Annotated in this window: 24 protein-coding genes; 17 read left to right on the plus strand and 7 right to left on the minus strand. The window is 53.2% G+C overall.

The genetic code is table 11. The annotated features are described in order from the left end of the window. Positions 1-22: 22 nt before the first annotated feature. The 8 genes from C1A11_RS10835 to C1A11_RS10870 all read left to right on the plus strand — a co-directional run bounded on the left by C1A11_RS10835 (position 23) and on the right by C1A11_RS10870 (position 6,396). Positions 23-988 (plus strand): glycosyltransferase family 2 protein, encoded by a 966-nt coding sequence (locus tag C1A11_RS10835; RefSeq protein ID WP_102050467.1) that lies wholly within the window; start codon positions 23-25, stop codon positions 986-988. Positions 989-1,047: 59 nt separating this feature from the next. After that, positions 1,048-1,956, plus strand: a complete 909-nt coding sequence (prmA, locus tag C1A11_RS10840; RefSeq protein ID WP_102050468.1) for a 50S ribosomal protein L11 methyltransferase — start codon at positions 1,048-1,050, stop codon at positions 1,954-1,956. Positions 1,957-1,997: 41 nt separating this feature from the next. After that, the gene (locus C1A11_RS10845; RefSeq protein WP_102050469.1) at positions 1,998-2,732 is read left to right on the plus strand and encodes a 16S rRNA (uracil(1498)-N(3))-methyltransferase; all 735 of its coding nucleotides are present in this window, start codon (positions 1,998-2,000) and stop codon (positions 2,730-2,732) included. Between the two features lie 50 nt (positions 2,733-2,782). Continuing rightward, a complete protein-coding gene (locus C1A11_RS10850) occupies positions 2,783-3,655 on the plus strand; it encodes a M15 family metallopeptidase (protein ID WP_102050470.1) in 873 nt (290 codons plus the stop codon). A 136-nt stretch (positions 3,656-3,791) separates the two neighbouring features. Beyond that, complete coding sequence (locus C1A11_RS10855) at positions 3,792-4,514, plus strand: TVP38/TMEM64 family protein (protein ID WP_180950321.1); 723 nt, start codon at positions 3,792-3,794, stop codon at positions 4,512-4,514. A 109-nt stretch (positions 4,515-4,623) separates the two neighbouring features. Next, complete coding sequence (locus C1A11_RS10860) at positions 4,624-4,956, plus strand: PadR family transcriptional regulator (RefSeq protein ID WP_102050472.1); 333 nt, start codon at positions 4,624-4,626, stop codon at positions 4,954-4,956. Continuing rightward, the gene (locus tag C1A11_RS10865; protein WP_102050473.1) at positions 4,953-5,651 is read left to right on the plus strand and encodes a hypothetical protein; all 699 of its coding nucleotides are present in this window, start codon (positions 4,953-4,955) and stop codon (positions 5,649-5,651) included. Before C1A11_RS10860 ends, C1A11_RS10865 begins: the two co-directional genes overlap by 4 nt. Before the next feature lie 46 nt (positions 5,652-5,697). Further along, positions 5,698-6,396, plus strand: a complete 699-nt coding sequence (locus C1A11_RS10870; protein ID WP_102050474.1) for a hypothetical protein — start codon at positions 5,698-5,700, stop codon at positions 6,394-6,396. 261 nt (positions 6,397-6,657) lie between these two features. Here the strand turns inward: C1A11_RS10870 and C1A11_RS10875 are convergent, their stop codons facing one another. From C1A11_RS10875 to C1A11_RS13850, 4 genes are all read right to left on the minus strand, one after another. Beyond that, the gene (locus tag C1A11_RS10875) at positions 6,658-7,530 is read right to left on the minus strand and encodes a DegV family protein (RefSeq protein ID WP_102050475.1); all 873 of its coding nucleotides are present in this window, start codon (positions 7,528-7,530) and stop codon (positions 6,658-6,660) included. A gap of 66 nt (positions 7,531-7,596) precedes the next feature. Next, positions 7,597-9,210 (minus strand): phosphoenolpyruvate--protein phosphotransferase, encoded by a 1,614-nt coding sequence (gene ptsP / locus C1A11_RS10880; RefSeq protein WP_102050476.1) that lies wholly within the window; start codon positions 9,208-9,210, stop codon positions 7,597-7,599. A 31-nt stretch (positions 9,211-9,241) separates the two neighbouring features. Beyond that, positions 9,242-10,411: a patatin-like phospholipase family protein gene (locus C1A11_RS10885; protein WP_180950322.1), complete on the minus strand. Its 1,170-nt coding sequence runs from the start codon at positions 10,409-10,411 to the stop codon at positions 9,242-9,244. A gap of 252 nt (positions 10,412-10,663) precedes the next feature. Further along, positions 10,664-10,810 (minus strand): hypothetical protein, encoded by a 147-nt coding sequence (locus C1A11_RS13850; RefSeq protein ID WP_180950323.1) that lies wholly within the window; start codon positions 10,808-10,810, stop codon positions 10,664-10,666. A gap of 88 nt (positions 10,811-10,898) precedes the next feature. On the opposite strand from C1A11_RS13850, the gene C1A11_RS10890 reads away from it, so the two are divergent. Then, positions 10,899-11,741: an LCP family glycopolymer transferase gene (locus C1A11_RS10890; RefSeq protein ID WP_102050478.1), complete on the plus strand. Its 843-nt coding sequence runs from the start codon at positions 10,899-10,901 to the stop codon at positions 11,739-11,741. Between the two features lie 98 nt (positions 11,742-11,839). Here C1A11_RS10890 and C1A11_RS10895 read toward each other — a convergent pair whose 3' ends face one another. Further along, positions 11,840-12,733, minus strand: a complete 894-nt coding sequence (locus C1A11_RS10895; protein WP_102050479.1) for a carbon-nitrogen hydrolase family protein — start codon at positions 12,731-12,733, stop codon at positions 11,840-11,842. A gap of 196 nt (positions 12,734-12,929) precedes the next feature. After that, positions 12,930-13,457: a stage V sporulation T C-terminal domain-containing protein gene (locus C1A11_RS10900; protein ID WP_102050480.1), complete on the minus strand. Its 528-nt coding sequence runs from the start codon at positions 13,455-13,457 to the stop codon at positions 12,930-12,932. Positions 13,458-13,992: 535 nt separating this feature from the next. Here C1A11_RS10900 and purE point away from each other — a divergent pair. The 8 genes from purE to C1A11_RS10945 all read left to right on the plus strand — a co-directional run bounded on the left by purE (position 13,993) and on the right by C1A11_RS10945 (position 24,911). Next, on the plus strand, positions 13,993-14,496 hold the full coding sequence (gene purE / locus C1A11_RS10910; RefSeq protein ID WP_102050482.1) for a 5-(carboxyamino)imidazole ribonucleotide mutase: 504 nt from the start codon (positions 13,993-13,995) through the stop codon (positions 14,494-14,496). A 56-nt stretch (positions 14,497-14,552) separates the two neighbouring features. Continuing rightward, positions 14,553-16,013 carry an amidophosphoribosyltransferase gene (purF, locus tag C1A11_RS10915; protein WP_102050483.1) on the plus strand — a complete coding sequence of 487 codons (1,461 nt, stop codon included), beginning with the start codon at positions 14,553-14,555 and terminating at the stop codon, positions 16,011-16,013. Between the two features lie 73 nt (positions 16,014-16,086). Beyond that, a complete protein-coding gene (gene purM / locus C1A11_RS10920) occupies positions 16,087-17,121 on the plus strand; it encodes a phosphoribosylformylglycinamidine cyclo-ligase (protein ID WP_102050484.1) in 1,035 nt (344 codons plus the stop codon). Next, complete coding sequence (gene purN / locus C1A11_RS10925) at positions 17,115-17,708, plus strand: phosphoribosylglycinamide formyltransferase (protein WP_102050485.1); 594 nt, start codon at positions 17,115-17,117, stop codon at positions 17,706-17,708. Before purM ends, purN begins: the two co-directional genes overlap by 7 nt. A gap of 158 nt (positions 17,709-17,866) precedes the next feature. Beyond that, the gene (locus C1A11_RS10930) at positions 17,867-18,634 is read left to right on the plus strand and encodes an IMP cyclohydrolase (RefSeq protein WP_102050486.1); all 768 of its coding nucleotides are present in this window, start codon (positions 17,867-17,869) and stop codon (positions 18,632-18,634) included. A gap of 28 nt (positions 18,635-18,662) precedes the next feature. After that, positions 18,663-19,835 carry a phosphoribosylaminoimidazolecarboxamide formyltransferase gene (locus tag C1A11_RS10935; RefSeq protein ID WP_102050487.1) on the plus strand — a complete coding sequence of 391 codons (1,173 nt, stop codon included), beginning with the start codon at positions 18,663-18,665 and terminating at the stop codon, positions 19,833-19,835. 72 nt (positions 19,836-19,907) lie between these two features. Next, positions 19,908-21,203: a phosphoribosylamine--glycine ligase gene (gene purD, locus C1A11_RS10940; RefSeq protein WP_102050488.1), complete on the plus strand. Its 1,296-nt coding sequence runs from the start codon at positions 19,908-19,910 to the stop codon at positions 21,201-21,203. A 6-nt stretch (positions 21,204-21,209) separates the two neighbouring features. After that, the gene (locus tag C1A11_RS10945) at positions 21,210-24,911 is read left to right on the plus strand and encodes a phosphoribosylformylglycinamidine synthase (RefSeq protein ID WP_102050489.1); all 3,702 of its coding nucleotides are present in this window, start codon (positions 21,210-21,212) and stop codon (positions 24,909-24,911) included. A 123-nt stretch (positions 24,912-25,034) separates the two neighbouring features. Here C1A11_RS10945 and C1A11_RS10950 read toward each other — a convergent pair whose 3' ends face one another. Further along, on the minus strand, positions 25,035-26,582 hold the full coding sequence (locus C1A11_RS10950) for an SGNH/GDSL hydrolase family protein (RefSeq protein ID WP_102050490.1): 1,548 nt from the start codon (positions 26,580-26,582) through the stop codon (positions 25,035-25,037). Positions 26,583-26,682 lie beyond the last annotated feature (100 nt).

Raw genomic sequence — 26,682 nt, forward strand, 5'->3', positions numbered from 1 at the left:
CTCAAAGGAGTTTTGAAATATCATGGATCAGCCCAAACTGTATATTGTAATTCCCTGCTATAACGAGCAGGAGGTTTTGCCAATCACAAGCGAGTTGTTTTTAGACAAGCTCCGCAGCCTTATCGCTCAAAAAAAAATCAATGAAGAAAGCCGGGTGCTGTTTGTCAACGACGGCAGTAAAGATGATACCTGGAACATTATTAAAGAGTTGTCCCACAAGGACGAACATTTCGAGGGCATTTGCCTCTCCCGCAACCGTGGCCATCAGAATGCCTTGCTGGGCGGCCTGATGTATGCAAAAGATCGGTGCGATGTCACCATATCAATTGACTGCGACGGACAGGACGACATCAACGCGATGGATGCAATGGTAGATGCTTACCTGGACGGCTGCGATGTGGTTTACGGGGTGCGCGCAAAACGCAGCACAGATACCTTCTTTAAGCGGTTTACCGCAGAGGGATTTTATCATTTGATGAACTGGCTCGGCGCAAATGTCGTCTTTAACCATGCCGACTACCGATTGATGAGCAGCCGCGCATTGCAGGAATTTTCCCAATTCAAAGAGGTTAATATTTTTTTGCGCGGCATGGTGCCGCTGGTCGGTTTTAAAAGCACCAGTGTGTATTACGATAGAGCCGAACGTATGGCGGGCGAGAGCCATTATCCTTTAAAAAAAATGCTGGCACTTGCCTTTGACGGCATTACCAGCCTTTCGGTAAAGCCTATTCGTATCATTACCGGTATGGGCTTCTTGGTGTCGGTTATTAGCTTTATCGGCGTGCTTTGGGCAATCCTAAGCAAACTGGTCGGTATTACGGTAGCAGGCTGGACCAGTATGGTCTGCGTCATCTGCTTTATGGGCGGCATTCAGTTGCTTTGCCTTGGTGTCATCGGCGAATATATCGGCAAGATTTATATGGAAACAAAGCAGCGGCCGCGCTACATTATCAGTGAAGCGACCGAAGAAGACAATAGGCCGGAATAAAAAAGCCGGCCACCTCTGGCAAAAAAGTTTTTTTGCCCTCAGAAAGGAAACAATCTATTATGAACTGGACAGACATTAAAATTACCGTGCCCAAAGCAGAGGCCGAAACCGCAGAGGCAATCGCGACCGGGATTTCGGGTGGCGGGATTTACATTGAAGATTACTCGGATCTCGAGCAGCAGGTCGAGGCAATTGCCCACATCGACCTGATTGAACAGGAGCTCATCGAAAAGGACCGCAGCATCGTGGCTGTCCATCTCTATCTTTCACCGGACGAAAACCCTGCGGAAGTGGTAGAACTGCTCAAAGAGCGGCTGCAAAAAGCCGAGCTGCATAGTACGCTGGAAATCAGCGGTGTGGCAGAAGAGGACTGGGCCAACGGCTGGAAGGCTTTTTATCATGCAATGACGCTCGGCAACCGACTGGCTATCTGCCCGTCATGGGAAACCATCGACACCGACCGTGTTGTGCTGAAACTTGACCCCGGCATGGCCTTTGGCACCGGCACCCATGAAACAACCTCCCTTTGCCTTGAAGCGCTTGACGAGTTTGTACAGGGTGGCGAGCGGATGCTCGACATCGGCACAGGCAGCGGTGTTCTGGCAATTGGCGCGCTGCTGCTGGGTGCAGCCTCTGCAGAGGGTGTAGACATTGATGAAATGTGCGTGCGCACCGCCGCCGAAAACGCTGCCCTCAACGGGGTAGACAGTCGCTTTATTGCAAAGGCAGGTAACCTGTCTGACAAAGCAAGTGGCACTTATAACATTATCACGGCCAACATTGTCGCCAATGCCATCATCAGCCTTTCGCCCGCAGTAAAACCGTTGCTCGCAGAGGGTGGCTTATTTATTGCAAGCGGCATTATTGACGAGCGTGAGCAAGAGGTCGCAGCAGCCATTGAGGCAGCAGGGCTGAAAGTACAGGAAATCCGCCGTAAGAATGGCTGGGTCTGCATTTTGGCGCGCTAGTTATATTTCGCTATCTACGTTTTAATGAGGGAGAACCGATTATGAGCCACCTTTATTTTACGCAATCCATTACAGATGGAAAAGCTGTTCTCTGCGAAGAGGATGCTGTTCATCTGGTAAAGGTCATGCGCGCCGCCGAAGGGGACGAAGTGCGCCTGTGCGACGGCGCTGGCATGGAGTATCAAGGGCGGCTTTCTACCGTTTCGGTGAATTATGTAGAAGCGGAAATACTTTCCAGCGCGCTTTCTGCATCAGAACCCGACCGAGAGGTTACGCTATATGTGGGCCTTGCAAAGGGCGATAAAATTGATTTTATTATTCAAAAGGCAACAGAGCTGGGAGCAAGCCGCATTGTACCTTTTGAGAGTCGGTTTTGCGTTGCGCGTGCCAAAAATGAAGATAAAAAAGCACAGCGCTGGCAACGCATTGCAAAAGAAGCCGCAAAGCAGGCGGCGCGCGGGCGTATTCCCACAGTAAATACGCCTATTTCTTACAAAATGTTATTAAATGAAGTAAAAAACTACGATGCCTCGTTCTTTTGTTATGAAGAGGGAGGCGAACCGTTGTTTGCAAACGGTCATTTACATAGCCGGTTGGCGGATGCAAAACGCATTGCACTGGTCACCGGCGCAGAAGGCGGATTTTCACCCGAAGAGGCGCAGCAAGCACAAGAAGCAGGCTGTATCCTCACAGGGCTGGGTCCCCGCATTTTGCGCTGCGAAACCGCGCCCGTTGCTGCACTTACTGCAGTAATGGTCCTAACCGGCAATCTATAAAAGAAGGTTCTGACCCTACGGTCAGCCTTCTAAAAAAGGATGGATGATCGTTGGTTAGAAAAATCGTTTCGTTGCTTACCGTGTGCCTGTTGGCTGCTGCACTCTTCTGCGGCTGCTGGGGCAAAGATGATTCCTCTTCTTCTTCGGCACAGGCTACCCCCACACCTACCACTCCGAGCTCCGGCTCTTTGGGCGCCGATAGTATGATGCCTGATGGCAGCGGTACCACAGTTCCGGGTAACTCTAGCAGTGGCAGCTCCAGTGTAATGCCTGACGAAAGCATGCGCCCGGATTCCGGTATGGATAATAACTCCGCTTCAGTTCGCCCCACGGCGAACTGGGGCACCATGCTCGTAAACGCAGAAAATCCCCTTCCTGGGGATTTTTCTGTTAAAACGAGAAGTATTGAAAAGTATCCCGACCGCTCGTTTGATGAACGCGCTGCAGCAGACCTGGAAGCTATGCTCAATGCTGCCGCCGGCGATGGTTGCCCGCTCTACTTAGTATCCGCCTATCGTAGCGTTGCCCGGCAAAAAGCCCTGCACGAGCGAAAGGTGAATTTCTACCTCTCTAAAAATTACGAGCCAGAGCTCGCAAAAGAGCAGGCCGCTAAATGGGTGGCGGCTCCCGGCACCAGCGAGCACAACCTCGGTCTTGCGGCAGACATCGTATCTGCCAAGTGGTACAATACCCACGACGACTTGACCGAAGAGTTTGAGGATACCCCTGAGTTTGAGTGGCTGATGGCGCATTGCGTTGAGTACGGCTTTGTACTGCGCTATCCTTCTGACAAAACGGGCACAACCGGTATCGGCTACGAGCCGTGGCATTACCGCTATGTGGGGCGTGATGCGGCAGCCTATATGAAGGCACATAACCTTTGTCTCGAAGAACTTCATGCAGAACAGCTTGCAGCGGGCTAAGCAAATAGCCCGGCTTTGTATCACGGCACAAAGTGAATGCAGCACAAAAATGAGCTATGGCTGCCGGACGAGCAAAACAGCCAGCGTTGGCATAGGCTGTACCAAACAAGCAGCCGGGCTCTAAGGAATGATCGAGATGGAACAAACAAAAAACAAAAAATGGTTTTCGGCAATATTTTTTGCCCTGCTTTTACTGGCTACGGCATTTGTGTTGTGGCATTGGCGGCAAGAGCTATATTCACTGATTACCTCGCAGCAGGCGAGGGATGAGTTTGTCGCCTTTGTGCGCAGTACAGGGTGGCGTGGCCTGCTGGCCTTTTTGGGGCTGCAAATGCTTCAGGTTCTTGTCGCTGTGATCCCGGGCGAACCGGTAGAGATCATGGCAGGTGCGCTTTACGGCACTTTGGGCGGCATGATAATCTGCCTGGTTGGGGTGCTGATCGGTTCGGTACTTATTTACTGCTTTATGCACTTTTTGGGGGCAAACCCACTAGAGGGCGAAAAGTTTCACAAGTACCGATTTTTACAAGAACCCCGGCGGGTAGAGACTTTGGTGTTCTTGCTGTTTCTGGTACCGGGTACACCAAAAGATATTTTGCTGTATCTTGCGCCCTTTTTACCGATGCGCCCCAAGCGATTTTTCATGCTCTCCACGCTCGCACGGATTCCGTCGGTGGTGTCCTCTACCTTTGCAGGGGCTACTTTGGCACGCGGGCAGTTTGGCCTGATGATTGCCGTATTTCTGGTTACCGGTGCGGCTGGGCTGGTCGGCATTTTGTGTCACGACCGGCTGATAAAGATGCTTTCTGAAAAAAAACAGCAGGTGCAGCATCACCGCGAGCAAAAAAAAGAAAAATAAAAAAGCGCTTTCTCGAAAATTTATCGGGAAAGCGCTTTTTTAGTTGACAGATTGCCTACCTTGCAATACAATGTAGTAAACTACTATACAATGCAAAGTAGGTGAAAGAATGTTTGATAAGTCTCAATTGCTCAAAGGCACGCTGGAAGGCTGTATCCTGCAAATTGTTTCAGCAGAAACCACTTATGGCTACGAGATTGTGGTGCGGCTAGCCGAGGCGGGGTTTGATGGTGTGCGTGAAGGCACGGTTTACCCGTTGCTGATGCGGCTTGAAAAAAAGGGATTGCTGTTTGCAGAGTTTCGACCATCGCCACTGGGGCCGAGCCGAAAATATTTTTCGCTGACACCGGAAGGCGAGCAGACGTTAAAAGAATTTTATGACGCATGGGCAGAGATATCTGCCGCGGTTGCCAAGGTGCAGAATGGAGGGGGCTCGCAATGAAAAACGAGTGGAAACAGTTTTGTAAAGAAAATAACACGCGGCAGAGCCGCTTGCGCGAAAAAGACCAGGATATCTTAGATGATGTGCTGAGCTATTTAAAGAGTACAAACCGCAATCCGTACGACCTTGAAGTGTTGCGCAAAGATCTTATCGGTATGGCGCAAGAAGCACAAAACCGAGGCGAAAGCTTAGAGGACGTGATAGGCCCCGACCGCAAAGAGTTTTGCGAAGGGCTTGCAGAAACACTGCGGCATTGTTCTTTTCGAGATTGGATTCTTTTTATGGCACCCTCGGCCTCATTAGCAGGATTAGTCATACTTTCATTTTGCGTGAGGCCCAGAAACCTTCCGTTTTTTATTCAAATTGATATAGGATTTCTTATGTTTGCGTTATTTTGGGAGATTTACTTTGGAATGCTGTGTTGGGCATATCAGCTTAATCGCTTTCATGCGTGGAAAAAGAACCCGAACTATAAAGTTCTTTGGCTTGGAGCAATTACGTTGCCCGTAGCAATAGTTGTTTCTCGGTGGATATCGTTATTGAGCCAAGGTTTTATTTATACAGCGCCTGTTATCTCAGTTATTCTCTTGCCGTGGGGGCTTTACCTTCTGCTTAGGTGGCGGCGGGAGCTGCGTATTACTCAGCTTGCACAAGAAAGCCCTTGGAAGGACGGGGCGAAACCGTCGTGCGAATAGAAAATAAAAAGGTTATATCGTATCGGCAGAATGGAGGAGTTTCGCAATGAAAAACGAGTGGAAACAGCTTTGTAAAGAAAATCGTACGCGGCAGAGCCGCTTGCGCGAAAAAGATCAGGATGTCTTAGATGATGTGCTGAGCTATTTAAAGAGTACAAACCGCAATCCGTATGACCTTGAAGTGTTGCGCAAAGATCTTATCGGCATGGCAGAGGAAGCACAGGACCGAGGCGAAAGCTTTGAGGACGTGATAGGCCCCGACCGCAAAGAGTTTTGCGAAGGGCTTGCAGAAACACTGCGGCCAAGCACGATGGCCGACTGGGTGGTATTTAATGCGCCGAATGCGCTGTTTGGTGCCTGGCTGGCGCTTTCGTTCTCTTTGTCCAAAGACCGCTTTGGCATAGAATTTGGATCAACACCGGGCATGGCACTTTTACTACTTGTCATTTACTTCTGGCTCGTGACGATGATGTACCAGCGCACCCGTTTTCGGTATCAATCCGGACAGCCGAATTACAAAGCACTGGGGCTGAGCGTCCTTCTGTTTATACCGATTGCGGGCATTGCATATTGGTATGCCAAGATGGGCAGCGCAGTGTGGTTTACGTTGCCATGGCCAGTTGTAGTGGCTGGCGGTGTGGGTATATGGGTCGCAGTCGTTTGGTACCGCAATCAGCGAGTAGCACAGCTTTCAGAGCAAAATCCCTGGAAAGATGCTGCATCAGAGATTAGCAAAGCCGATTAAGGCATATACAGAGTATTAAAGACTATTATGGTGAAAACGCTTTCTCGAAATTTTATCGGGAAAGCGTTTTTGGTAAAACATAAAAAGCGACGCGTCACGCAATAATTTTCAACAACGAGCGGGTGCGCTGGTGGAAAGTTTGCAGCTCTGTCAAACAGCAGCTCCTCATATTGCTTTTTGCGTTGCTTTAGTTACTTTATAAAACAAGGCAAAAGAAAAGAGCAGGGCGATGCATTTTGCAAAACTCTGCTCTTTGTGTATTTATTTGTGCTCGCCCAGCCAAAACAGTGCCACGGTGCCGGGGCCAGAGTGGCAGCCGATGACCGGTCCGATGAGGTTGGTCACGATGCGCTCAATGCCATATTTGCCGCGCAGCTGCTCTTCCACATAAGCCGCATCTTCGGGTGCGTCGCCGTGGCTGAGAAAAACCACCGGGCTTTTGCCCACCCAAATCGTTTCGTCCAGGTGCTTGAGCAGCGCGTCGAGGCTCTGGCGGCGTCCCCGCACCTTCTCCATCGGAATCAGATGGCCTTCGTCATCTACATGCAGTACCGGCTTGATGGAAAGCATAGAGCCGACCACAGCGCTGGCAGCGGAGACACGACCGCCGCGGTGCAAAAAGTGCAAATCATCCACAGTAAACCAGTGGCACAGATGGCCGCGGTTTTCGGTTACCCAGTCGGCAACCTCGGCAAGCGTTTTGCCAGCCTTTTGCTGCTGTGCCGCGTAATAGACAAGCAAGCCTTCGCCCATGCTGGCTGCGCGGGTATCTACCGCAACGATTTCGCGGTCGGCAAACTCTGCTTTCAGGTCCTCCACCGCAAGGGTGCAGGAGTTGTAGCTGCCCGAAAGACCGGAGGAGAATACAAGGAAAAGCACGTCTTTGCCTGCCTGTAAATAGGGGCGTGCAACGTCGCAATAAGTTGCCATGTTTACCTGCGCAGTGGTGGCATTGCTGCCCGTGCGCAATTTATCGTAAAACTCTTTGCCGGAAAGATCCCGCTCATCGGGATAGTTGCGGTAAGAAACATCGTCCAGCATAAATTCCATGGGGATGACCTGGATGCCAAGTTCCTCGCAAAGCGCGGGGGTGAAATCACCGGTTGAGTCGGTGATAATGATATAATCGTTCATAAAAGATTCCTTCCTTTCACAGTGCAAGCCGACCGCCGCCAAGGGCGGCGAAGGTGCCGGCAGTGGTTAAACAGAGCGGATCAGCGCGTCGTTGAGCCGAAGCTTGACATCACTGATCGACACCGCCGCCATCGAAAGCTTGCGGACCCCCAGCGTTGCATACAGCAGCGCAGTTTCGGGTGCAGCGGCCGCTTCGCCGCAAACCGAAACAGGGATGCCAGCGTCCTCAGCAGCTGCAAGCGTCATTTTAATAAGCTTTTGCAGCGCGGGGGCGTGTGGGTCAAAATAACGGGTGACGGCCGGGTTTAGCCGGTCTGCCGCCAGTGTATACTGGGTTAAGTCATTGGTGCCGATGCTGAAAAAATCAACTTTCGGCGCCAGCTCTTCTGCCATCAGGGCAGCCGCCGGCGTTTCAATCATACAGCCAACCGGCAGCTCTGCGCGAAAATCTGCGCCGCGTGCCGTAAGGGCTTCGCGCACTTGATCGAGCACCGCAAATGCTTCATCCAAATCCTGCGCAGTTGTCACCATGGGGAACATGATGTGCAAATCACCGTAGATAGCAGCACGCAGCAAAGCTGCAAGCTGCGTATGCAGCAAATGGGGTTTTGCAAGTGAGAGCCGCATGCCGCGCAGCCCCAGGGCCGGGTTTTCCTCCCGGCTTTCGCTTATACCTGCAACCGATTTATCCGCGCCAATATCCAGTGTGCGGATGGTCACAGGGCGTCCACCAGCGGCAAGCAGGCAGTCGCGGTAAAAACGGAACTGCTCCTCTTCGTCGGGCAGGCGGTCACCTAAAAACAAAAACTCGCTGCGCAGCAGTCCCACGCCTTCGGCACCGGCTGCAATCGCCGCTGCGATGTCCTGCGGGCCCCCGCAGTTGCCGAGCAGATTTATTTGAATACCATCTTTCGAGATGCAGGGGGTGCGGCGCAGTTTCTCTGCTTCCATGCTGACACGGTGCGAGATGCTGATGCGGTGAGAAAAACGCGCAATGGTCGCTTCGTCCGGCTCTGCAACCAACATGCCTTCGCCGGCGTCCAGTGCGCAAAGCATACCTGCAGGTAGAGAAAGCAGCTCTTCGCCGCAAAGAACAAGCGCGGGGATGCCATAGGTGCGCGCAATAATAGAGCAATGGCTCTGCGCAGAACCTGCGCTGATTGCAATACCGAGAATGAGTGATTTGTCCAAGCTGACAAGGTCGCTGGGCATCAATTCGTCCGACACCAAAATAGAAGGCTCTTTCAGATGCACACGCTCACGCGGGCGACCGTCCAAAATGCTGACCACTCGGTGGCAGGCGTCCAGCACATCACCAGCCCGGTGCGAAATATAATCATCCGGAACGGCGCGCAGCTTTTCGGCATACAGGTTGGCGGCCCGCTCTACCGCAGCAGCGGCACCTTCGCCTGCGTCTATGTAACGCAATATCGTGGACAAAAGTCCATGGTCGTTCAGAATTTCGCGTTGGAAAATAAAGATGTCGCCCTCTTCGCTCGCAGCTCTGTGCGCAAGCGAGGCAATCTCGTCCTGCGCAAGCAGTGCTGCCGCTTCAAACAAGGCAGCTTCGCGGCCGGGCGCACTGACAGTGCGGCCCGAAGCGGAGTAGTGGCGCTCGACCGTAACGATACGGCCGAGTGCCAAACCGGGGGAGGCGCAGAATCCATTGATTTCTTTCATGCGGCTCTCCTTTCTTTAAAGGTAGATTGGTTCAGCGTTTGCTGAGCATATCCGAGGCAGCCATGACCACTGCTTCACATTGCAGCTGGTCCAGGCTTGCCATTGCAAGGCCAAGGGTAAGCACAGAGGGCGATTCGGTGCCTCTGAGCAAGCCGGAGAACTGGTAACCACGCTGGTTTTTGCGGCTGAATTCTTCCACCAAGGCGGTGCAGAATTCCTCTGCTGTGTAAACCACAGTGGGGTCCAGCCCCAGATGTTCGGCGGCGGTTTCCAGCGCAAACAAGAGCGATCTCTGCGGGTTGCGGGTGCGCTCTCTGCCTTTTGAAATCAGCAGAGACAGCGCAGGCCCAAAGGGCAGGTGCCGCTCGCAAACATGTTCTATCATTGCCTGGTACCGTACGCCGCACCCGGCAAGCAGTTTGGTGTACTCCGGTGCGCGCAGCGAGTATGCTTGCCCTTTCAGCTTGCCAAAAGCACGGTAGGTATCCAAATACCCAAGCGAGATATTGCGTTTAGCCAGCAGCGGGTCGAATTTTAAAATATTGCCAAGAGGCCAGTAACTTTGTACATACCGCACTTTAAGCCCGGGCGTTTTGGGCCGGCGGGTAAACCCTATGCCGTCGAGGTTAACGGCGACAATTTGATCTGCGCCCAGCCGAGCAGCGAGATCAATGGGCATATTTTCGTAGTAACCACCGTCAATGTACGCCTCTTCGCCCAGTGCATGGGGGCGGATTGCGGGGAAGCAGGCCGCAGAAGCCATCATATAATCTGCAAGCTGCCCGTGAGGGATTTCATCCAGCCCCACTTCGAGCGGCTTTAATGTGCGTTTATTTACGGTAATTAGCCCAAAAGCAACGCCGCTTGCGCGCAGTGCGTCTTCGTCCATCAGCATACGCACTTTTTCTTCCAGCGGAGAAACGTCCATGCCGCCCCCGCCCTGTACGTCGCGTAAAAAGTCGGTCAGCTCGCGACCCCAGAATTTTTCGGGCATCACCATGACGTCTTTGTCTGCAATCTGCAGCCACATGCTCTCGGCTATATCGTCCAGCCCAAGCGCAAACAGCCCGGCGTTTAAGCAACCGACGCTGGTGCCGGTAAAAACTTTCGGCTGAAATCCCAATTCGTCCAGCGCCCGTTTTACCCCTATCTGGTAAGAGCCGCGCGCGCCGCCGCCAGCCAGAACAAGACCCTGTGTCATCGAGAACCCCTCCTTGAAAAAACGCGGAAAATGGTGGTCGATTCGCCCGCTTGCCAGCGCTGCAAAAGCGCATAGCATCGGTGAAAAACAATACGTTGTGAAGAACTAATTCTATAAAAAGCATACCATAAAATGGCGCAAATGTTAATAGGACAATTTGCTGCAATGGTCGGACAAAAAAGAAGGGCGGCTTGTGGGTTTGTCCCGTCAGCCGCCCCGGCGCAAAATGGGCCAGAAGGTATTGCTGCTTGCTTACAGGTCGTCAGCGTCCTGCACCGGCACGGCATTTTCGTCCACAGGCCTCCCGGTGTAGCTGCCGTTCGGGTCGGTGTCGCTGGGGGGCATATTTACGATGCTGTCGATGATCTCCTGTGCTGTTTTTTTGTTTTTATTGTTCATGCGTAAGATTCTCCTTTCGTTATTTTGTATATATTTTGGCCGAGCCGCCGAGAATATATCCTGAAAACTTTTTAGGGGGAGGAAGACGATGAGCAGACGCAAGGCGTTCTGGGTCAGCTTTATCTGTACGCTTGCCGTACTCGTACCGCTTTACGCGGCGGTCTATTACGCAAAGACCATCAGCATTGGCCAAAAAGCACCGGCAGCAGTTTCTGAACAGGGCGTTGGGGTGGATCTGCCCACCGTGGACGACAGCCGAAATCTGTTTGTGGTGGTCAAAGGCGAAAAAACACGCTTTGTACTGATTCGCTTTGATGCTTGGCAGAGCCGTGTGGCGGTAATCGCCCTGCGGCCGGACACCCTGCTGCGCGGTGCTAAGGGCGGTGTAGTTACCACACAGGCCGCGTGGGAATACGCAGGCCCCGGTTATGTGGCAGAACGTATCGCCGAGACCTTTGATATGAAGATTGACCATTACCTGCAAATGAGCTCTGAATCGCTGATTGCGCTGGGCACCAAAATAGGTGCGGTGCGCATCGATGCAAAGACGATGGCACTGGCCGGGGCAGAAAGCATGGAAACAAAGGACAAGACAGCAGCCCTTTCGGCGCAGAACATTGCCGATTTACTGCGGCTCAGCCATCTGGATACCGAATCGGAAACGCCATTTATAGCCCGTATCTTTGCGCTTTACGTGGCGGCGGGGGCGGACAGGCTGCAAACGCTGGTGCCGGACCTGCTGCGGTCGGGCGATACCGGGCTTTCTACCAGCATTCTCGCGCCGGAAATTTACCAGTATGCCCGCATTTTTGGTTTCTTTGTACGCCAAAGCCCGGAAGTGCAGTATGACGCATTCCCTGGTAAAGAAACAGCAGACGGATTTGAGCTGGACCCCAAAGCCACCGAGATGGCCACGAAATATTTTAGTTGATTCTTGCAAAATAAAAGCCACCACAGCACAAGCGGCTGGGGTGGTTTTTTTAGTTGTTGAAAAATGAATGCATCTAACACGCGGCAGATAAGGGGCACTCACTCCTCTACGCTGATTTGTTTATGCTTTTGGTATTCCTGCACTCCCTTGCGAATATCAGAGGGTAAAACCAGATGCCGAAACAAAAAGGAGCCTTTGTCGATGTAATCATCATAAAACTGAATTTCTTTTTGCAGCCGCCTGGGGGTAAGCTCTGCTACGGCAAGACCTATCCGGGCTTCTTTAAAGTACAGCGGCGCCTTAGAGGGCAGATACACGCCCGATTGCCCCATTAAGCGATAATTGCTCATCAGTGTTCCGGTTACGCCTGCCATGCGGTCCACAGGGCCGGTGGCGTTGCAAAACAGTACAGGTACGCCAAAAGCATCGGCATAGCTGCGACCAAGGAAATCTATCTTTGCAAGGGTGGGCGGGTCTACTTTGCCGTGCCGGCCTACCGGCATTGCCCATGCGTGCGGCATCAGAATCAGCACCAGCTCTTCTGTTTTTATACCTTCATAAAAACAGGCGCGGTGAGAATCAAAACAAATGCCGACCCCAATGTTGCCGAGCGGTGTGGAAATGACGTGCGAAAATTTGCCGCGGCAAAAAATATTAGATTCCGCCTCTTCTTTATATACACTGCCGCACACACCCTCTGGCCCGGTAATCAAATAAGCATTGTAATAATCTCCGTCAGAAAAATCCAGATAGCCGCAGGCGAGGTAAATGTTATACTTTTTTGCCATTTCTGCGGCCCAGGTTTTGGTACGCATGCCGCCCGGCTCTTTGTATTGCCAAAGCTCGTACGTGGGCAAATAGCCGGGGGTAGAAAGCTCGGGCAGCATCACAAAATCGACACGCCCCAGCTGCGCCAGTTGCTGCTCTATCATCGCAAAGCGATTTTCGATGCCGGTGATGGCATTGTCCAGCTGTAATACTGCAAAAATCAAAGCCGCTATCCCCCCAAAACACGCACATTCGGGTCCTCTGGTTGCATTGTATCATTTGGCTGCGGCACTGTCCACAGCAAGAAAGCGCGGCTTTTGGGGAAAGTATGACAAAATAAAAAACCACGCCTGCAGGCTGTTTGCAGGCGTGGTTTTTTGAAAAAAGGAGAGACATCATATATCCGAACAGAGGAGAAGGCTAGTCCTCCAGCTGGCGGCCCAAAAAGGCGGCGGCAGTCGCGATCAGTTTTGCCTGGCTGTCGTCGGCAGGTGCATCGCCGGCAAGGGCAACAACAGCACCTGCAATATCGCCGCGGCAAAGAATCGGCGCAGCGATGGAAACGGCAGGGCCGTCCTCAAACACCGGCACGCTGTTGCCCGGCTGTGCAACATAAAGGCGGCGGTTTTCTACAATATCTTCAAACGCGCGGGTCAGCGGGCGGTCTACTGCATCTTTTTTGGGGAAACCAGCGGCTGTTACCACGTGGTCACGGTCGCAGATAAGCACCGGTGCGCAGGCATTTTTGCTCAGCACTTCGCCATATCTGCCCGCAATGGCCCAAAGGTCACCCAGCGGGCTGTATTTTTTAAAAACGACCTCGCCCTCTCCTGTTACAAAAATTTCAAGTGGTTCACCTACGCGGATGTGAAGGGTGCGGCGGATCTCTTTTGGGATGACCACTCGCCCCAAGTCGTCGATGCGGCGCACGATACCGGTTGCTTTCATAGCTATAAAACCGTCCTTTCTAGCTTAAGGGAAGACGCGAAAAGCTGTAGCTTAACACGGTTGTCCCTCTTATGTTCTGCCCCTAGTATCTGTAAACAGAGGGAATAATATACAGCCAAAATTTTAAAAGTGAACGTCGAGTTTCGATTGTTTTTGCGAGTTTTGTTGGTATTGTAAACTTCTCTAAAGTTAAGGGTAAATTTTTGTGCAATCCTTGGCTGTTTGCCAAAAAATAAGAAAGCAATGAAAAATGGATTGCTTTTACCCACAAGATTCTCTACAATGAAAAATGCAGGCAATGATGCCGTGCCAAACGGAGGACCCTATTATGAGCAAACAGATTTTCTGGCTCTCATATGACACTGGGGCGAACTGCCCCCCAAGCGCCCATGGTGCGCTCTCCGGGCCTAGCTGCAACATTCTAGGGGTGAGCTGCCGGCGCAATAGCTGCAAACAGAATAAGTGTAACATATAAGACTAAGGCGTATCGCGCCCTAGTCTTTTTTTGTTTTTTAAAAGCGGAGGTTGAAACGAGATGGAAGAGAAAAAAGTAGCTGTCATTATGGGCAGCGATAGTGATTGGGCTACGGTAAAAGCGGCCGCAGCAGAGCTGAAAAGTATGCAGATTCCCTGCGAGGTGCGCATTATGAGCGCACACCGCACACCGAAAGAGGCCGCTGCATTTGCCGCTGCCGCGCGCGAAAACGGCTTTGGTGTAATCATTGCCGCAGCGGGTATGGCGGCCCACTTGGCGGGCGCAATGGCGGCAAGCACCACACTGCCGGTCATCGGTATTCCCATCAAGGGCGGCGCCATGGACGGGTTGGATGCATTGCTCGCCACCGTGATGATGCCCAGTGGCATCCCGGTTGCCACGGTTGCGCTGAACGGCGCAAAAAATGCTGCTGTGCTTGCAGCACAGATGCTGAGTATTGAAAACCCACGTATTGCAGCACTGCTGGCAGAAAAACGCGCCGAGATGGCGCAGCAAATTGCCGCGAAAAATGATTTGCTGCAGGCGGAGCTGGCCTCACTTTAACGCCCCGCATAAGCCGTGCCGCCCCACGCGGCCACAATAAAAAGGAGAACAGACCGATGAAAGAACTGCTTACAGACAAGCTGCATGAAGAATGCGGCGTTTTCGGCCTTTATGACCGGGGAAATCTCGGCGATGTGGCAGGCCTAACCTACTATGGCCTTTACGCGCTGCAACACCGCGGGCAGGAGAGCTGCGGCATTGCAGTGAATGATGACGGTGTCATCAACCTGCATAAGGACACCGGCCTGGTAAACGACGTATTCAACCGGGAAAAACTGGATGCCCTGCCCGGTCAGATGGCGGTAGGCCACTGCCGTTATGCAACCACCGGCTCTAAGCGGCGCACCAATGCGCAGCCGCTGCTGGTGCGCCACGTCAAAGGCCATATGGCGTTGGCACATAACGGCAACCTTACCAATGCCGCTGAGCTGCGCGAGGAGTATGAGTTGGAGGGTGCAATCTTCCACACCACCACCGACACAGAGGTTATCGCTTATACCATTACCAAAGAGCGTATCAAAAAGCCTTCGATTGAAACGGCTGTGCTTTCGGCAATGGAGAAAATTGCCGGGGCATACAGCCTTGTGATTATGAGCCCGCGCAAGCTGATTGCTGCACGCGACCCGATGGGCTTTCGTCCGCTTTGCATGGGCAAAATCGGAGAGAGTGTGGTGTTTGCCAGCGAATCCTGCGCGCTTGACGCGGTAGGCGCTGAATTTGTGCGGGACATCGAGCCTGGCGAAGTTGTGGTCGTTACCAAAGACGGTATCACGAGCCACACAGAACACTGCAACAAAAAGCCGCGCAGCCTATGCATCTTCGAGTTCATTTATTTTGCAAGGCCGGATTCGGTCATTGATGGCTCCAGTGTACATCTGGCACGCCAGCAGGCCGGGCGTTTTCTTGCACAGCAGCATCCGGTAGAGGCAGACGTTGTCATCGGTGTGCCGGATTCCGGTTTGGATGCCGCGCTCGGCTATGCACAGGAAAGCGGCATTCCATTTGACCTTGGCTTTTTGAAAAACAAATACATCGGCCGCACCTTTATTGCACCCAGCCAGGCGCAGCGCGAAGATGCCGTGCGCATTAAACTCAACCCTATCGCGGAGGTGGTACGCGGCAAGCGTATCGTGCTTATCGACGATTCCATCGTGCGTGGCACCACAAGCCTCAAAATCGTGAAACTGCTGCGTGAGGCGGGTGCAAAAGAGGTACATATGCGGCTTTCGTCGCCGCCGTTCCTCTATCCGTGCTATTTCGGCACCGATATTGATTCCAGCGAAAATCTGATTGCTTATAAACACACCATCGAAGAGATCCGCGATATCATCGGGGTTGATTCGCTCGGTTATCTTTCCACCGACTGCCTGGATGCGCTCGCGCCGAAAACCGCGCAGGGCTTTTGCAAGGCATGCTTTACCGGCAAATACCCCACCGAGCCGCCGCGCCAGACCGAAAAAAATAAATTTGAGATGAAACTTTCTGAGCGCACCGCGTCAGAAGAAGATAGCGACTAGGCCGAAGCAGTACAAGCGCTTACGGCAGGGCGAGCAGATAAATACCGCCGCCCGGAAAGGAATGGGTTGACCAATGGAAAAGAGCTTTAGCGAGAGCTATAAAGCGGCGGGCGTAGACATTACCGCCGGATACGAGGCAGTTCAACTGATGAAGCAGCACGTGGCCCGCACCATGACAGCGGGCGCACTGGGCGGCTTGGGCGGCTTTGGTGGCCTGTTTGAACTGGATTTGGAAGAGTTTAAAAAACCGGTGCTGGTATCCGGCACCGATGGCGTAGGCACTAAGCTGAAGATCGCTTTTATGATAGATAAGCACGATACCGTTGGTATCGACTGCGTGGCGATGTGTGTCAACGATGTAATCTGTTGCGGTGCAAAACCGCTGTTTTTCCTTGATTACATCGCCTGCGGCAAAAATGTACCGGAGAAGATTGCTGCGATTGTTTCCGGCGTAGCGGAAGGATGCGTGCAGTCCGGTGCGGCGCTGATTGGCGGCGAAACCGCCGAAATGCCCGGCTTTTACCCGGCAAACGAATACGACCTTGCAGGCTTTACGGTAGGTGCTGTAAGCAAAGAGAAAATTTTCGATAACACCAAAATGCAGGAGGGCGATGCGATAATCGCGCTGCCGTCCTCCGGTGTGCACTCCAACGGTTTTTCGCTGGTGCGCCGCATCTTTGATTTGGAAAACAAGGGGCTGGATTTGTATAGCGCAGAGCTGGGCCGAACCCTTGGTGAAGCGCTGCTGGAGCCGACCCGCATTTATGTAAAACCTGTGCTTGCGTTGGCCGAACAGGTAACGGTGCGCGCGGTCTCACACATCACCGGCGGCGGATTTTACGAGAATATTCCGCGCTGCCTGCCGGAAGGCTTTGCCGCAAAAATTGAAAAAGCAGCGGTCAAAACGCCGCCCATCTTTGCCCTAATGCAAAAAATCGGCAATGTGCCGGAGCGTGATATGTTCAATACCTTTAACATGGGTGTCGGCATGTGCGTGGTGGTGCCCAAAGCAGATGCGAACAAAGCCGTTGAGATTTTACGCGCCAATGGACAAGAAGCCTACGTTATGGGTGAAGCGGTCAAAGGCGAGGGCGTAGCGTTATGCTAAAGGTTGCTGTTCTTGTTTCCGGCGGGGGCACCAACCTGCAGGCGATTCTTGACGCGAAAGCCGCGGGGCAGATACCACACGGCCAAATTGCGCTGGTGGTGGCCTCCCGACCGGATGCGTTTGCCTTGACCCGTGCACAAAATGCAGAGGTTCCCACCGCGGTGGTACGGCGCAAAGGCTACCCAGACAGCACAGCGTTTGACGATGCCCTGCTTGCCACCTTGAAAGCGGCGCAAATTGACTTGATCGTGCTGGCGGGGTATCTTACGATTTTATCGCCCCGCATCATCGCTGCATATCCCCGCCGCATTCTCAATGTCCACCCCAGCTTAATCCCCAGCTTTTGCGGCGAAGGTTTTTATGGCTTGCGAGTACACGAGGCCGCGCTTGCAAAAGGCGTTAAGGTGACCGGTGCAACGGTACATTTTGTAAATGAGGTGCCCGACGGCGGCGAGATACTGTTGCAAAAAGCGGTAGAGGTGCAGCCCGGCGATACGCCGGAACTTTTGCAGCGCCGCGTCATGGAAGAGGCCGAGTGGCAGCTGTTGCCCCGCGCCATCGAACTTTGCTGCGCGGGACTGGCGTAGTGAGATATACCGTACAAGATAACTAAAAGCAAGAAACTTTGCTGCGGGCACATTTCGCAGCCCATACTTAAGGCGGACCGAAACGTAAAACGAAACAAGGGCTCAGGCACGCTTGTGCGGGCGGCCCGAAACAATAATAGAAAAAAGGAGAGGGTATTATGGCAGGTTTAGACCTTACAGCGCTTCTTACAGAAAACAGCTACCCCGGCCGCGGCATTGTGCTGGGCCGCAGTGAGGACGGCAAGAATGCCGTGATTGCCTATTTCATCATGGGCCGCAGCGGCAATAGCCGCAACCGTGTGTTTACACCCTGTGACGGCGGCATTATTACCGAGGCGGCAGATCCCTCCAAGCTGGTTGACCCCAGCCTTATCATCTACGCGCCGGTACGGGTGCTAGGCCAGCGCACGATTGTGACCAACGGAGACCAGACCGACACCATCTATGACACGATGGCAGACGGCGGCAGCTTCTCCCGTGCGCTGCGTACCCGCACCTTTGAGCCGGACGCACCGAACTTTACTCCGCGCATTTCCGGCTATGTAAAAATAAACAGCGGAAAAATGCGGTATCGCATGTCCATCTTAAAAAGTGACGAGGGCAATGCAGAATCGGTAGAGCGGTTTTTCTTTGAATATCCGCAGCCGGTTGCAGGCGAAGGCCGCTTTTTGCACACCTATCGCTGCGACGGAGATCCGATTCCCAGTTTTGCAGGCGAGCCGGAGCGAGTAGTGCTGCGCGGAGACATCGATAGCTTTGCAAACCAGCTTTGGGAGAACCTTAACGAAGAGAATAAAGTGAGCCTGTTTGTGCGTTACTTGCCGCTGGACGGCAGTGAGCCTGAAACAAGAATCATCAATAAATACGAAAAAACAGCCGGGCAGACGGCAGAAAAACCCATCAAAAAAGCCGATATCATTCGCTGAGTGCGCAGCGCGAAAGGAACATTTGAGGATGAAAGAATTAGAACTGAAATATGGCTGTAACCCCAACCAAAAGCCGGCTAAAATTTTTATGCAGCAGGGTGAGCTTCCGGTTACAGTGTTATGTGGGCGCCCCGGCTATATCAATTTTTTAGATGCGCTGAATGCCTGGCAATTGGTAAAAGAGCTGAAAGAAACCACCGGCCTGCCCGCAGCCGCTTCTTTTAAACATGTCTCGCCCGCGGGCGCAGCGCTTGGGCTACCGCTTTCGGATACGATGAAAAAGATTTGTTTTGTGGAAGAAATGGAGCTGACCCCGCTGGCCAGCGCCTATGCGCGTGCCCGCGGCGCAGACCGTATGTCCAGCTTTGGCGACTGGATTGCGCTTTCAGACGAGTGTGACGAGGCGACTGCCCGCATCATTGCCAAAGAGGTTTCGGATGGCATTATTGCCCCGGGCTATTCAGAGGCAGCGCTGGCAGTGCTGAAAACCAAAAAGAAAGGCGCTTATAACATTGTGGCAATTGAGCCCGCGTATTGCCCGGCGCCCATCGAGCATAAGGACGTATTTGGCGTTACGTTTGAGCAGGGCCGCAATAACCTTGCCATTACCGGGGAAATGCTGCGGCAGGTTGTTACCAAAAACAAAACCCTTACCGAAGAACAGCGCCGTGATTTGCTGGTTGCGCTGATTACCCTTAAATACACCCAGTCCAACTCGGTATGCTATGCCAAAGACGGACAGGCCATCGGCATTGGTGCCGGGCAGCAGAGCCGCATCCATTGCACCCGCCTGGCGGGAAGCAAGGCGGATATCTGGCACCTGCGCCAGCACCCGAAAGTGCTTGCATTGCAGTTTAAAGAAGGTCTGGGCCGTGCCAACCGCGACAATGCCATTGATGTTTACCTCAGTGATGATTACGAGGATGTGCTGGGCGACGACGTTTGGCAGAACACCTTTGCCGTACGCCCCGAACCGCTGACTCGCGAAGAGAAAAAAGCATATCTCGCGGCTGTTACCGGCGTTGCGCTGGGCAGCGATGCATTCTTCCCGTTTGGAGATAACATTGAGCGCGCACACCGCAGCGGCGTTACCTGCATTGTACAGCCGGGCGGCTCTATCCGCGACGATAATGTCATTGAAACCTGTGACAAGTACGGCATTGCCATGGCCTTTTGCGGGCTGCGGCTGTTCCACCACTAAAACGGCTAAAATCCAGTTTGTGCCCTTTGCACCGCGCGAAGGCACAGTTCCCAGGAAAGGAAGCGTTATCATATGAAAGTTGCAGTAGTGGGCGGCGGTGGCCGCGAGCACGCAATTATAAAAAAGCTTAAACAAAGCGCAGAGATTACCGAGCTGTTCTGCCTGCCCGGCAATGGCGGCATCAGCTATGATGCCACCTGTGTGCCCATCAAGGCGACAGACCTCGACGGCGTGGTAGATTTCGTCAAAGAAAACGGCATCGAATATGTCGTGGTTGCACCGGACGACCCGCTGGTGCTGGGCCTTGTAGACCGGCTTGCCGAAATCGGCGTACCGGCGTTTGGCCCTAGCCAAAAGGCTGCCATCATTGAGGGCAGCAAGGTGTTCAGCAAAGAGCTGATGAAAAAATACGGCATTCCCACGGCGCAATATGCGGTGTTCGATTCTGCCCACGAGGCGGTGGATTATCTCCGCCACGAAGCACGGTTTCCCATCGTACTTAAAGCGGACGGATTGGCACTTGGCAAAGGTGTGCTGATCTGCGATAATTTTGTACAGGCGGCGGCAGGCGTAAAAGCCATTATGGAAGATAAAATGTTTGGCAGTGCCGGCAACCAGATGGTAATTGAAGAGTTTTTGACCGGCCCCGAAGTAAGCGTGCTGGCATTCACCGATGGCAAAACGATGGTGCCGATGGTGAGTAGCATGGACCACAAACGCGCGCTGGATGACGACGAAGGCCCAAACACCGGCGGCATGGGCACGATTGCTCCAAACCCCTACTACACGCCGGAAATTGCAAAGATTTGCATGGAAACGATATTTCTGCCGACGATGGCGGCAATGAACACCGAGGGCCGCACCTTTAAAGGCTGTCTGTACTTTGGGCTGATGCTTACGCCGGACGGGCCGAAAGTGATTGAATACAACTGCCGCTTTGGCGACCCCGAAACCCAGGTCGTGCTGCCGTTGCTCGAGAGCGATTTGTTCTCCATCATGCGTGCAGTTACAGAAGAACGCCTTGGTGAAGCCGAAGTTCACTTTAGCAGCGGCGCAGCCACCTGCGTGGTAGTTGCTTCGGGTGGCTACCCGCAACAGTACAAAACCGGCTGCGAGATGCGCGGTCTGACAAAAGGCGGCGTTGCGCTTTGTGATGTGACGGTTTACCATGCGGGCACCAAATGCGAGGGCGAACGGCTGGTTACGGCGGGCGGCCGGGTGCTGGGCGTGACCGGCACAGCCGAAACGCTTGACCAAGCCATCGAAAAGGCTTATCAGGGCGTAAAACAGATTTCCTTTGAGGGGCACTTCTGCCGCAGCGATATCGGTCAAAAGGCGCTTGCCGCTAATCAGAGAAAGGACGGGTGACCCCAAATGGTTTACCGTATTTATGTAGAGAAAAAAGCCCCTTATGACGTAGAAGCACAGCACCTGCTGGAAGAGCTGCGTAGCTTGCTTGGCATCACCGGACTCACCGGCCTGCGCTTTCTCAACCGTTATGATGTAGAGGGTGTAAGCAAAGAGCTGTTTGATGCCTGTGTGCCCACTGTTTTCAGTGAGCCGCAGATTGACCTTGCAACCGAAACGCTGCCCGATGGAGCGGATTTTGTTTTCGCCACCGAGTATTTGCCCGGCCAGTTTGATCAGCGCGCCGAAAGCGCCGCTGAATGCGTTCAGCTGATTAGCCAGGGCGAGCGCCCCGCGGTGCGCAGCGCAAAAGTATATCTGCTTTTTGGCAAGCTCGCCGAGCAGGAGCTCGCCGCCGTAAAAGCGTATGTCATCAACCCGGTAGAATCCCGCGAGGCAGACCTTGCAGAAAAAGCCACCCTCGCTGTAACGTACCCCGTGCCAGCAGATGTGGCGGTGCTGGAAGGTTTTTTGGCGCTGGACGCGGCGGGGCTTGCGCAGTTTGTAGAGGACTACGCTCTCGCAATGGATGCGGACGACATCGCATTTTGCCAGGACTATTTCAAACAGGAAAACCGTGAGCCGACCATCACCGAAATCCGTATGATTGACACCTATTGGTCGGATCACTGCCGCCACACCACTTTTGGCACCACCATCGACGCAGCCAATATCCAAAACGAGGCGGTAGCGGCAGCTTTTGCGCGCTACATCGCTATGCGTGAAGAGCTGGGCCGCACGAAACCCATCAACTTGATGGATCTGGCTACCATCAGCACCCGTTATTTAAAAGCCAAAGGGCTGCTGCCAGAGCTGGACGAGAGCGAAGAGATTAACGCCTGTACCATCAAGGTAAAAGTAGATGTAAACGGCGAGGCAGAAGACTGGCTGTACCTGTTTAAGAACGAAACGCACAACCACCCCACCGAGATTGAGCCGTTCGGCGGTGCGGCCACCTGCATCGGCGGCGCGATTCGCGACCCGCTCTCGGGCCGCAGCTACGTTTACCAGGCCATGCGTGTGACCGGTGCGGGCGACCCGCTGGTGGCGGTTGCAGACACGATGGAGGGCAAGCTGCCACAGCGCAAGCTTGTTACTACCGCAGCGGCAGGCTATTCCAGCTATGGCAACCAAATCGGCCTTGCCACCGGTTTTGTGGATGAGCTATACCACCCTGGCTATGTGGCGAAGCGCATGGAAATTGGCGCCGTAGTAGGCGCTGCACCCGCCAAAAATGTGCGGCGTGAAGTACCGGCCCCCGGCGATATTGTAGTGCTGCTGGGCGGGCGCACCGGCCGTGACGGCTGCGGCGGCGCAACAGGTTCTTCTAAAGCGCACAAAATGGAAAGCCTTGAAACTTGCGGAGCCGAGGTGCAGAAGGGCAACGCGCCGATTGAGCGCAAATTGCAGCGCCTTTTCCGCAATGGCGAAGTGACCCGCATGGTTAAACGCTGCAACGACTTTGGCGCGGGCGGTGTGTCGGTTGCGATTGGTGAGCTGGCCGACGGCCTTGCAATTGATCTCGATGCCGTGCCGAAAAAATATGACGGCTTGGACGGCACCGAGCTTGCCATCAGCGAAAGCCAGGAGCGGATGGCCGTGGTGCTTGCTCCGGAAGATGTAGATGCGTTCATCGCGGCTTCGCATAAAGAAAATCTGGAAGCAACCGTTGTGGCAAAAGTCACCGCAGAGCCCCGCCTTGTGATGCACTGGCGCGGCAAAAAAATTGTTGACCTTTCGCGCGCGTTCCTCGCGAGCAACGGTGCTGAAAAACATATCACAGTAGAAGTTGGCCCACAAGCGGTGCAGATAAAACCCGTACCGGGCAGCAGCATTGCCGAAAAATTGCAAAACCTCGTCACCGACCTTAACGTATGCAGCAAAAAAGGCCTTGTGGAGCGATTTGATTCTACCATCGGTGCAGCCACCGTGCTGATGCCGTTTGGCGGCAATACACAACTGACTCCGGCTCAGGCAATGGCAGCAAAACTGCCGGTGCTGGGCGGCGAAACCAATACTTGCAGCGGCATGGCATATGGTTTTAACCCGTCTATCAGTGAGCAGGATCAGTATACCGGCGCTTACCTTGCAGTGGTAGAAAGTGTTTCAAAACTGGTGGCAGCAGGCTTTGATCACGATGAGGTCTGGCTCTCTTTCCAGGAATACTTTGAAAAGCTGGGGCAGGACCCGAAGCGCTGGGGCAAACCGTTTGCCGCTTTGCTCGGCTCGGTAGATGCACAGATGGATCTTGGCGTTGCCGCCATTGGCGGAAAAGACAGCATGTCTGGCAGCTTTGAAAACCTCGATGTGCCGCCGACGCTGGTTTCCTTTGCTACTGCACTGGGCGATGCACGCCGTGTTGCTTCACCCGAGTTCAAGCTTCCCGAAAGCCGTGTTGTATGGGTCGCCCCTGCGCGCCAGGCAGACGGCCTGCGCCCAGATCCCGAAAGCCTCAAAGACATCTACTATGCTGTGGAAAGCCTTATTGAGCAAGAGGAGGTTATTTCGGCCTGGACACCTGCCTTCGGCGGCATTGCAGAGGGCTTGTTTAAGATGACACTCGGCAACCGAATCGGCTTTGCCCTGGATGAAGATTTTGACCCGGAAGAACTGTTTGGCCCCAATTACGGCGGCTTTATTTTAGAGCTGGCTGGCGATGATATCGACATTGGTGTGCCGCTGGGCATCACCACCGAAGAATACACCTTCCGCGCCGGTGACGAGGTTATCAACCTGGATAAACTGCAGGCAGCATACGAGGGCAAGCTGGAGAGCGTGCTGCCATGCAATATTCTCACCACAGATGAGAAGGTAGAAAAATTCAGCTTCGACACCAACGAATACCGCGTGCCAAAGCTTGGCATCGCAAAGCCGAAGGTGCTTATCCCGGTATTCCCCGGCACCAACTGTGAGTACGATTCTGCACGCGCAATTGAGCGTGCGGGCGGCGAGGCCGAAGTGTTTCTTATCAACAACTTAACCCCGCAAAGCGTGGCCGAAAGTGTGCAGGAGATGTGCCGTATCATCGGGCAGAGTCAGGCTATCTTTCTGCCGGGCGGCTTCTCGGGCGGAGATGAGCCGGATGGCAGCGGCAAGTTTATCACGGCGGTATTCCGCAATCCCGCCGTCAAAGATGCAGTCCACACCCTGTTGCATCAGCGTGATGGCCTGATGATTGGTATCTGCAATGGTTTTCAGGCACTTATTAAGCTGGGGCTGGTACCGTTTGGCGAGATTATTGATACCGACGACACCTGCCCGACGCTCACCTTTAACACCATCGGCCGCCACCAGAGCCGGTTGGTACGCACCCGCGTGGCATCGAATAAATCTCCCTGGCTGATGCACTGTAATGTCGACGAGATGCACACCATCGCTATCAGCCACGGCGAAGGCCGACTTGTGGCAAGCGAAGAACTGATTCGCCGCCTTGCTGCAAATGGGCAGATTGCCACCCAGTACGTGGGGCTCGACGGCGAACCCACGATGGATATTCGGGTGAACCCGAACGGCAGCGTGTATGCCATTGAAGGGCTCACCAGCCCAGATGGACGCGTCTTTGGAAAGATGGGCCATTCTGAGCGCACTGGTGCCGACATTTTCCGGAATGTGCCGGGCAACAAATATCAGCCTATTTTTGAAGGCGGTATGGATTACTTTAAATTCTAACGATAGATACACAAAAAGAAGGCACTCTTTCACCAGAGTGCCTTCTTTTTTATTTCCCTTTAGGAAAAAGCGCACCGCCTAAAAAGGCGATGCGCTCGGATTTAGCTTAAAAACTCACACCGATTAAGGAGTAGGTGCCGGATCCACAGGGGCAGAAGAACTGGGCGCTGTGGTTGGCGGCGTGGTAGGTGGTGTGGTTGGCGGTATGGTTGGTGGCGCAGTTGGTGCCGTGGTCGGTGCTGTAGTCGGAGCCGTAGTCGGGGCGGTAGTTGGTTCCGTAGTCGGTGTTGGTGGTGTTACAGTGGGAGTCGGGGTCGGGCTCGGAGTGGGAGTGGGAGTCGGTGACGGTGACGGCGAAGGCGTTGGTGTTGCCGCTTTTTTAAAGTGCGCAACAATCGAAATATTCTTTTCGTCCTTCAGCTTTAATGTAAACACCACTTCCGGGTTTTTGTCATCAATAGAGCCGACATTAATCGTCCAGTGCGAGAACATGTAGCCGCTGTTTGGCACTGCTTTTACCGCAGAGGTCTTGTCGCCCACAGCCAGTGTCTGGGTGGTGGCACCTTCCAGCTTGCCAGCGGCGGGGTCCTGCACGCTGAAAGTAACAGTATAGTTCTTTGCAGTTTCAGAAGAAGAGGGGGACGGCGTTTTGTCTGCATGCACAGCAAGCGGGTCCTGCGTGATGATATCGTACGGGGCCTCCAAACGGGCAGGTACCTTTTTCAGTGCAGGGCGCTCGTCTTCGGTGATGTAGCTGTGGGTGCGGAAGTAGGTAAACATCGCGGTCATCGCTTCTTTGTTCAAATGGATGCCATCGCTAATGGTGTAGTCCCACTTTGCAAAGCCGGTCTCTTCATCTTTCAGCACCTCGGCGCTGTTCAAAAACTTATAGCCCTCCTGCTTTGCAAGGTCGACAAGTGCTTTGTTAAAGCTGTCAATCGTCTGCATGGTTACCGACGGATTGTCGCGGTAGCGGTGCACAGGGGGAATCGAGTTGATGATAATATCGGCATAGGGGTAAGCCTCGTGAATCGCATCCAGTGCCTTTTTATACTCTTTTACAAAAGTATCGGGCGACCAGCCGATGGTGTTGTTAGTACCAAAGGTGATAATGATGCGGCGGGGCTGCATAATTTTTACGGCCTGCGGAATCGTCACGCCATTTTCGTAGCCTTTAAAAAATGCGCATTTTTTAGAGGTTACGTGTTGAATGCCCATCGAAACAGTGCCGATGTCATTTTCGAGCGTGGTGAAACCGTACGACATCATGCGGGCAGTGTTCGAATCGCCGATAAACAGCGTTTCGTCAATATAGTCCTGCCCGGCATCTTTGCTTTCTGGCAAAATCGTTTCTTTGTACTGGTCGCTGTTCAGCGAGTTTGCATTTTTATCATAGTCCTTGTCTGCTGCGGGGGTGCTGCCAGATACGCTCGACGGAATATTTTCGAGGTAAGAAGAGCTTGTGCCGCCGCTTGTGGCAGAAGCGATGAGCTTAAACATAAGAACAATGATAAGTACCAATGCCAGCACAGTGCCGCCGCAAAATAAAATGAGCTGCTTTTTCTTTTTGGGTGACAGTCTCCGAATTACTTCAATGTAATCGGAAAAAGAGCTATGCTGTGGCTTTTTGCCCCGTTTTTTTGGCGAACGGTTGGTAGGAAATTCAGTCAAAACAGTGCGCTCCTAACATTATAAAGTATCCAAAACTGGGTTAAAATGGAAGGCTCATATAAGTATAAGCGCATTTATCATAGCATAATAGCGCCCTAAA

The organism is Pygmaiobacter massiliensis, assembly GCF_900199435.1.
GTDB classification, from domain to species: domain Bacteria; phylum Bacillota; class Clostridia; order Oscillospirales; family Ruminococcaceae; genus Pygmaiobacter; species Pygmaiobacter massiliensis.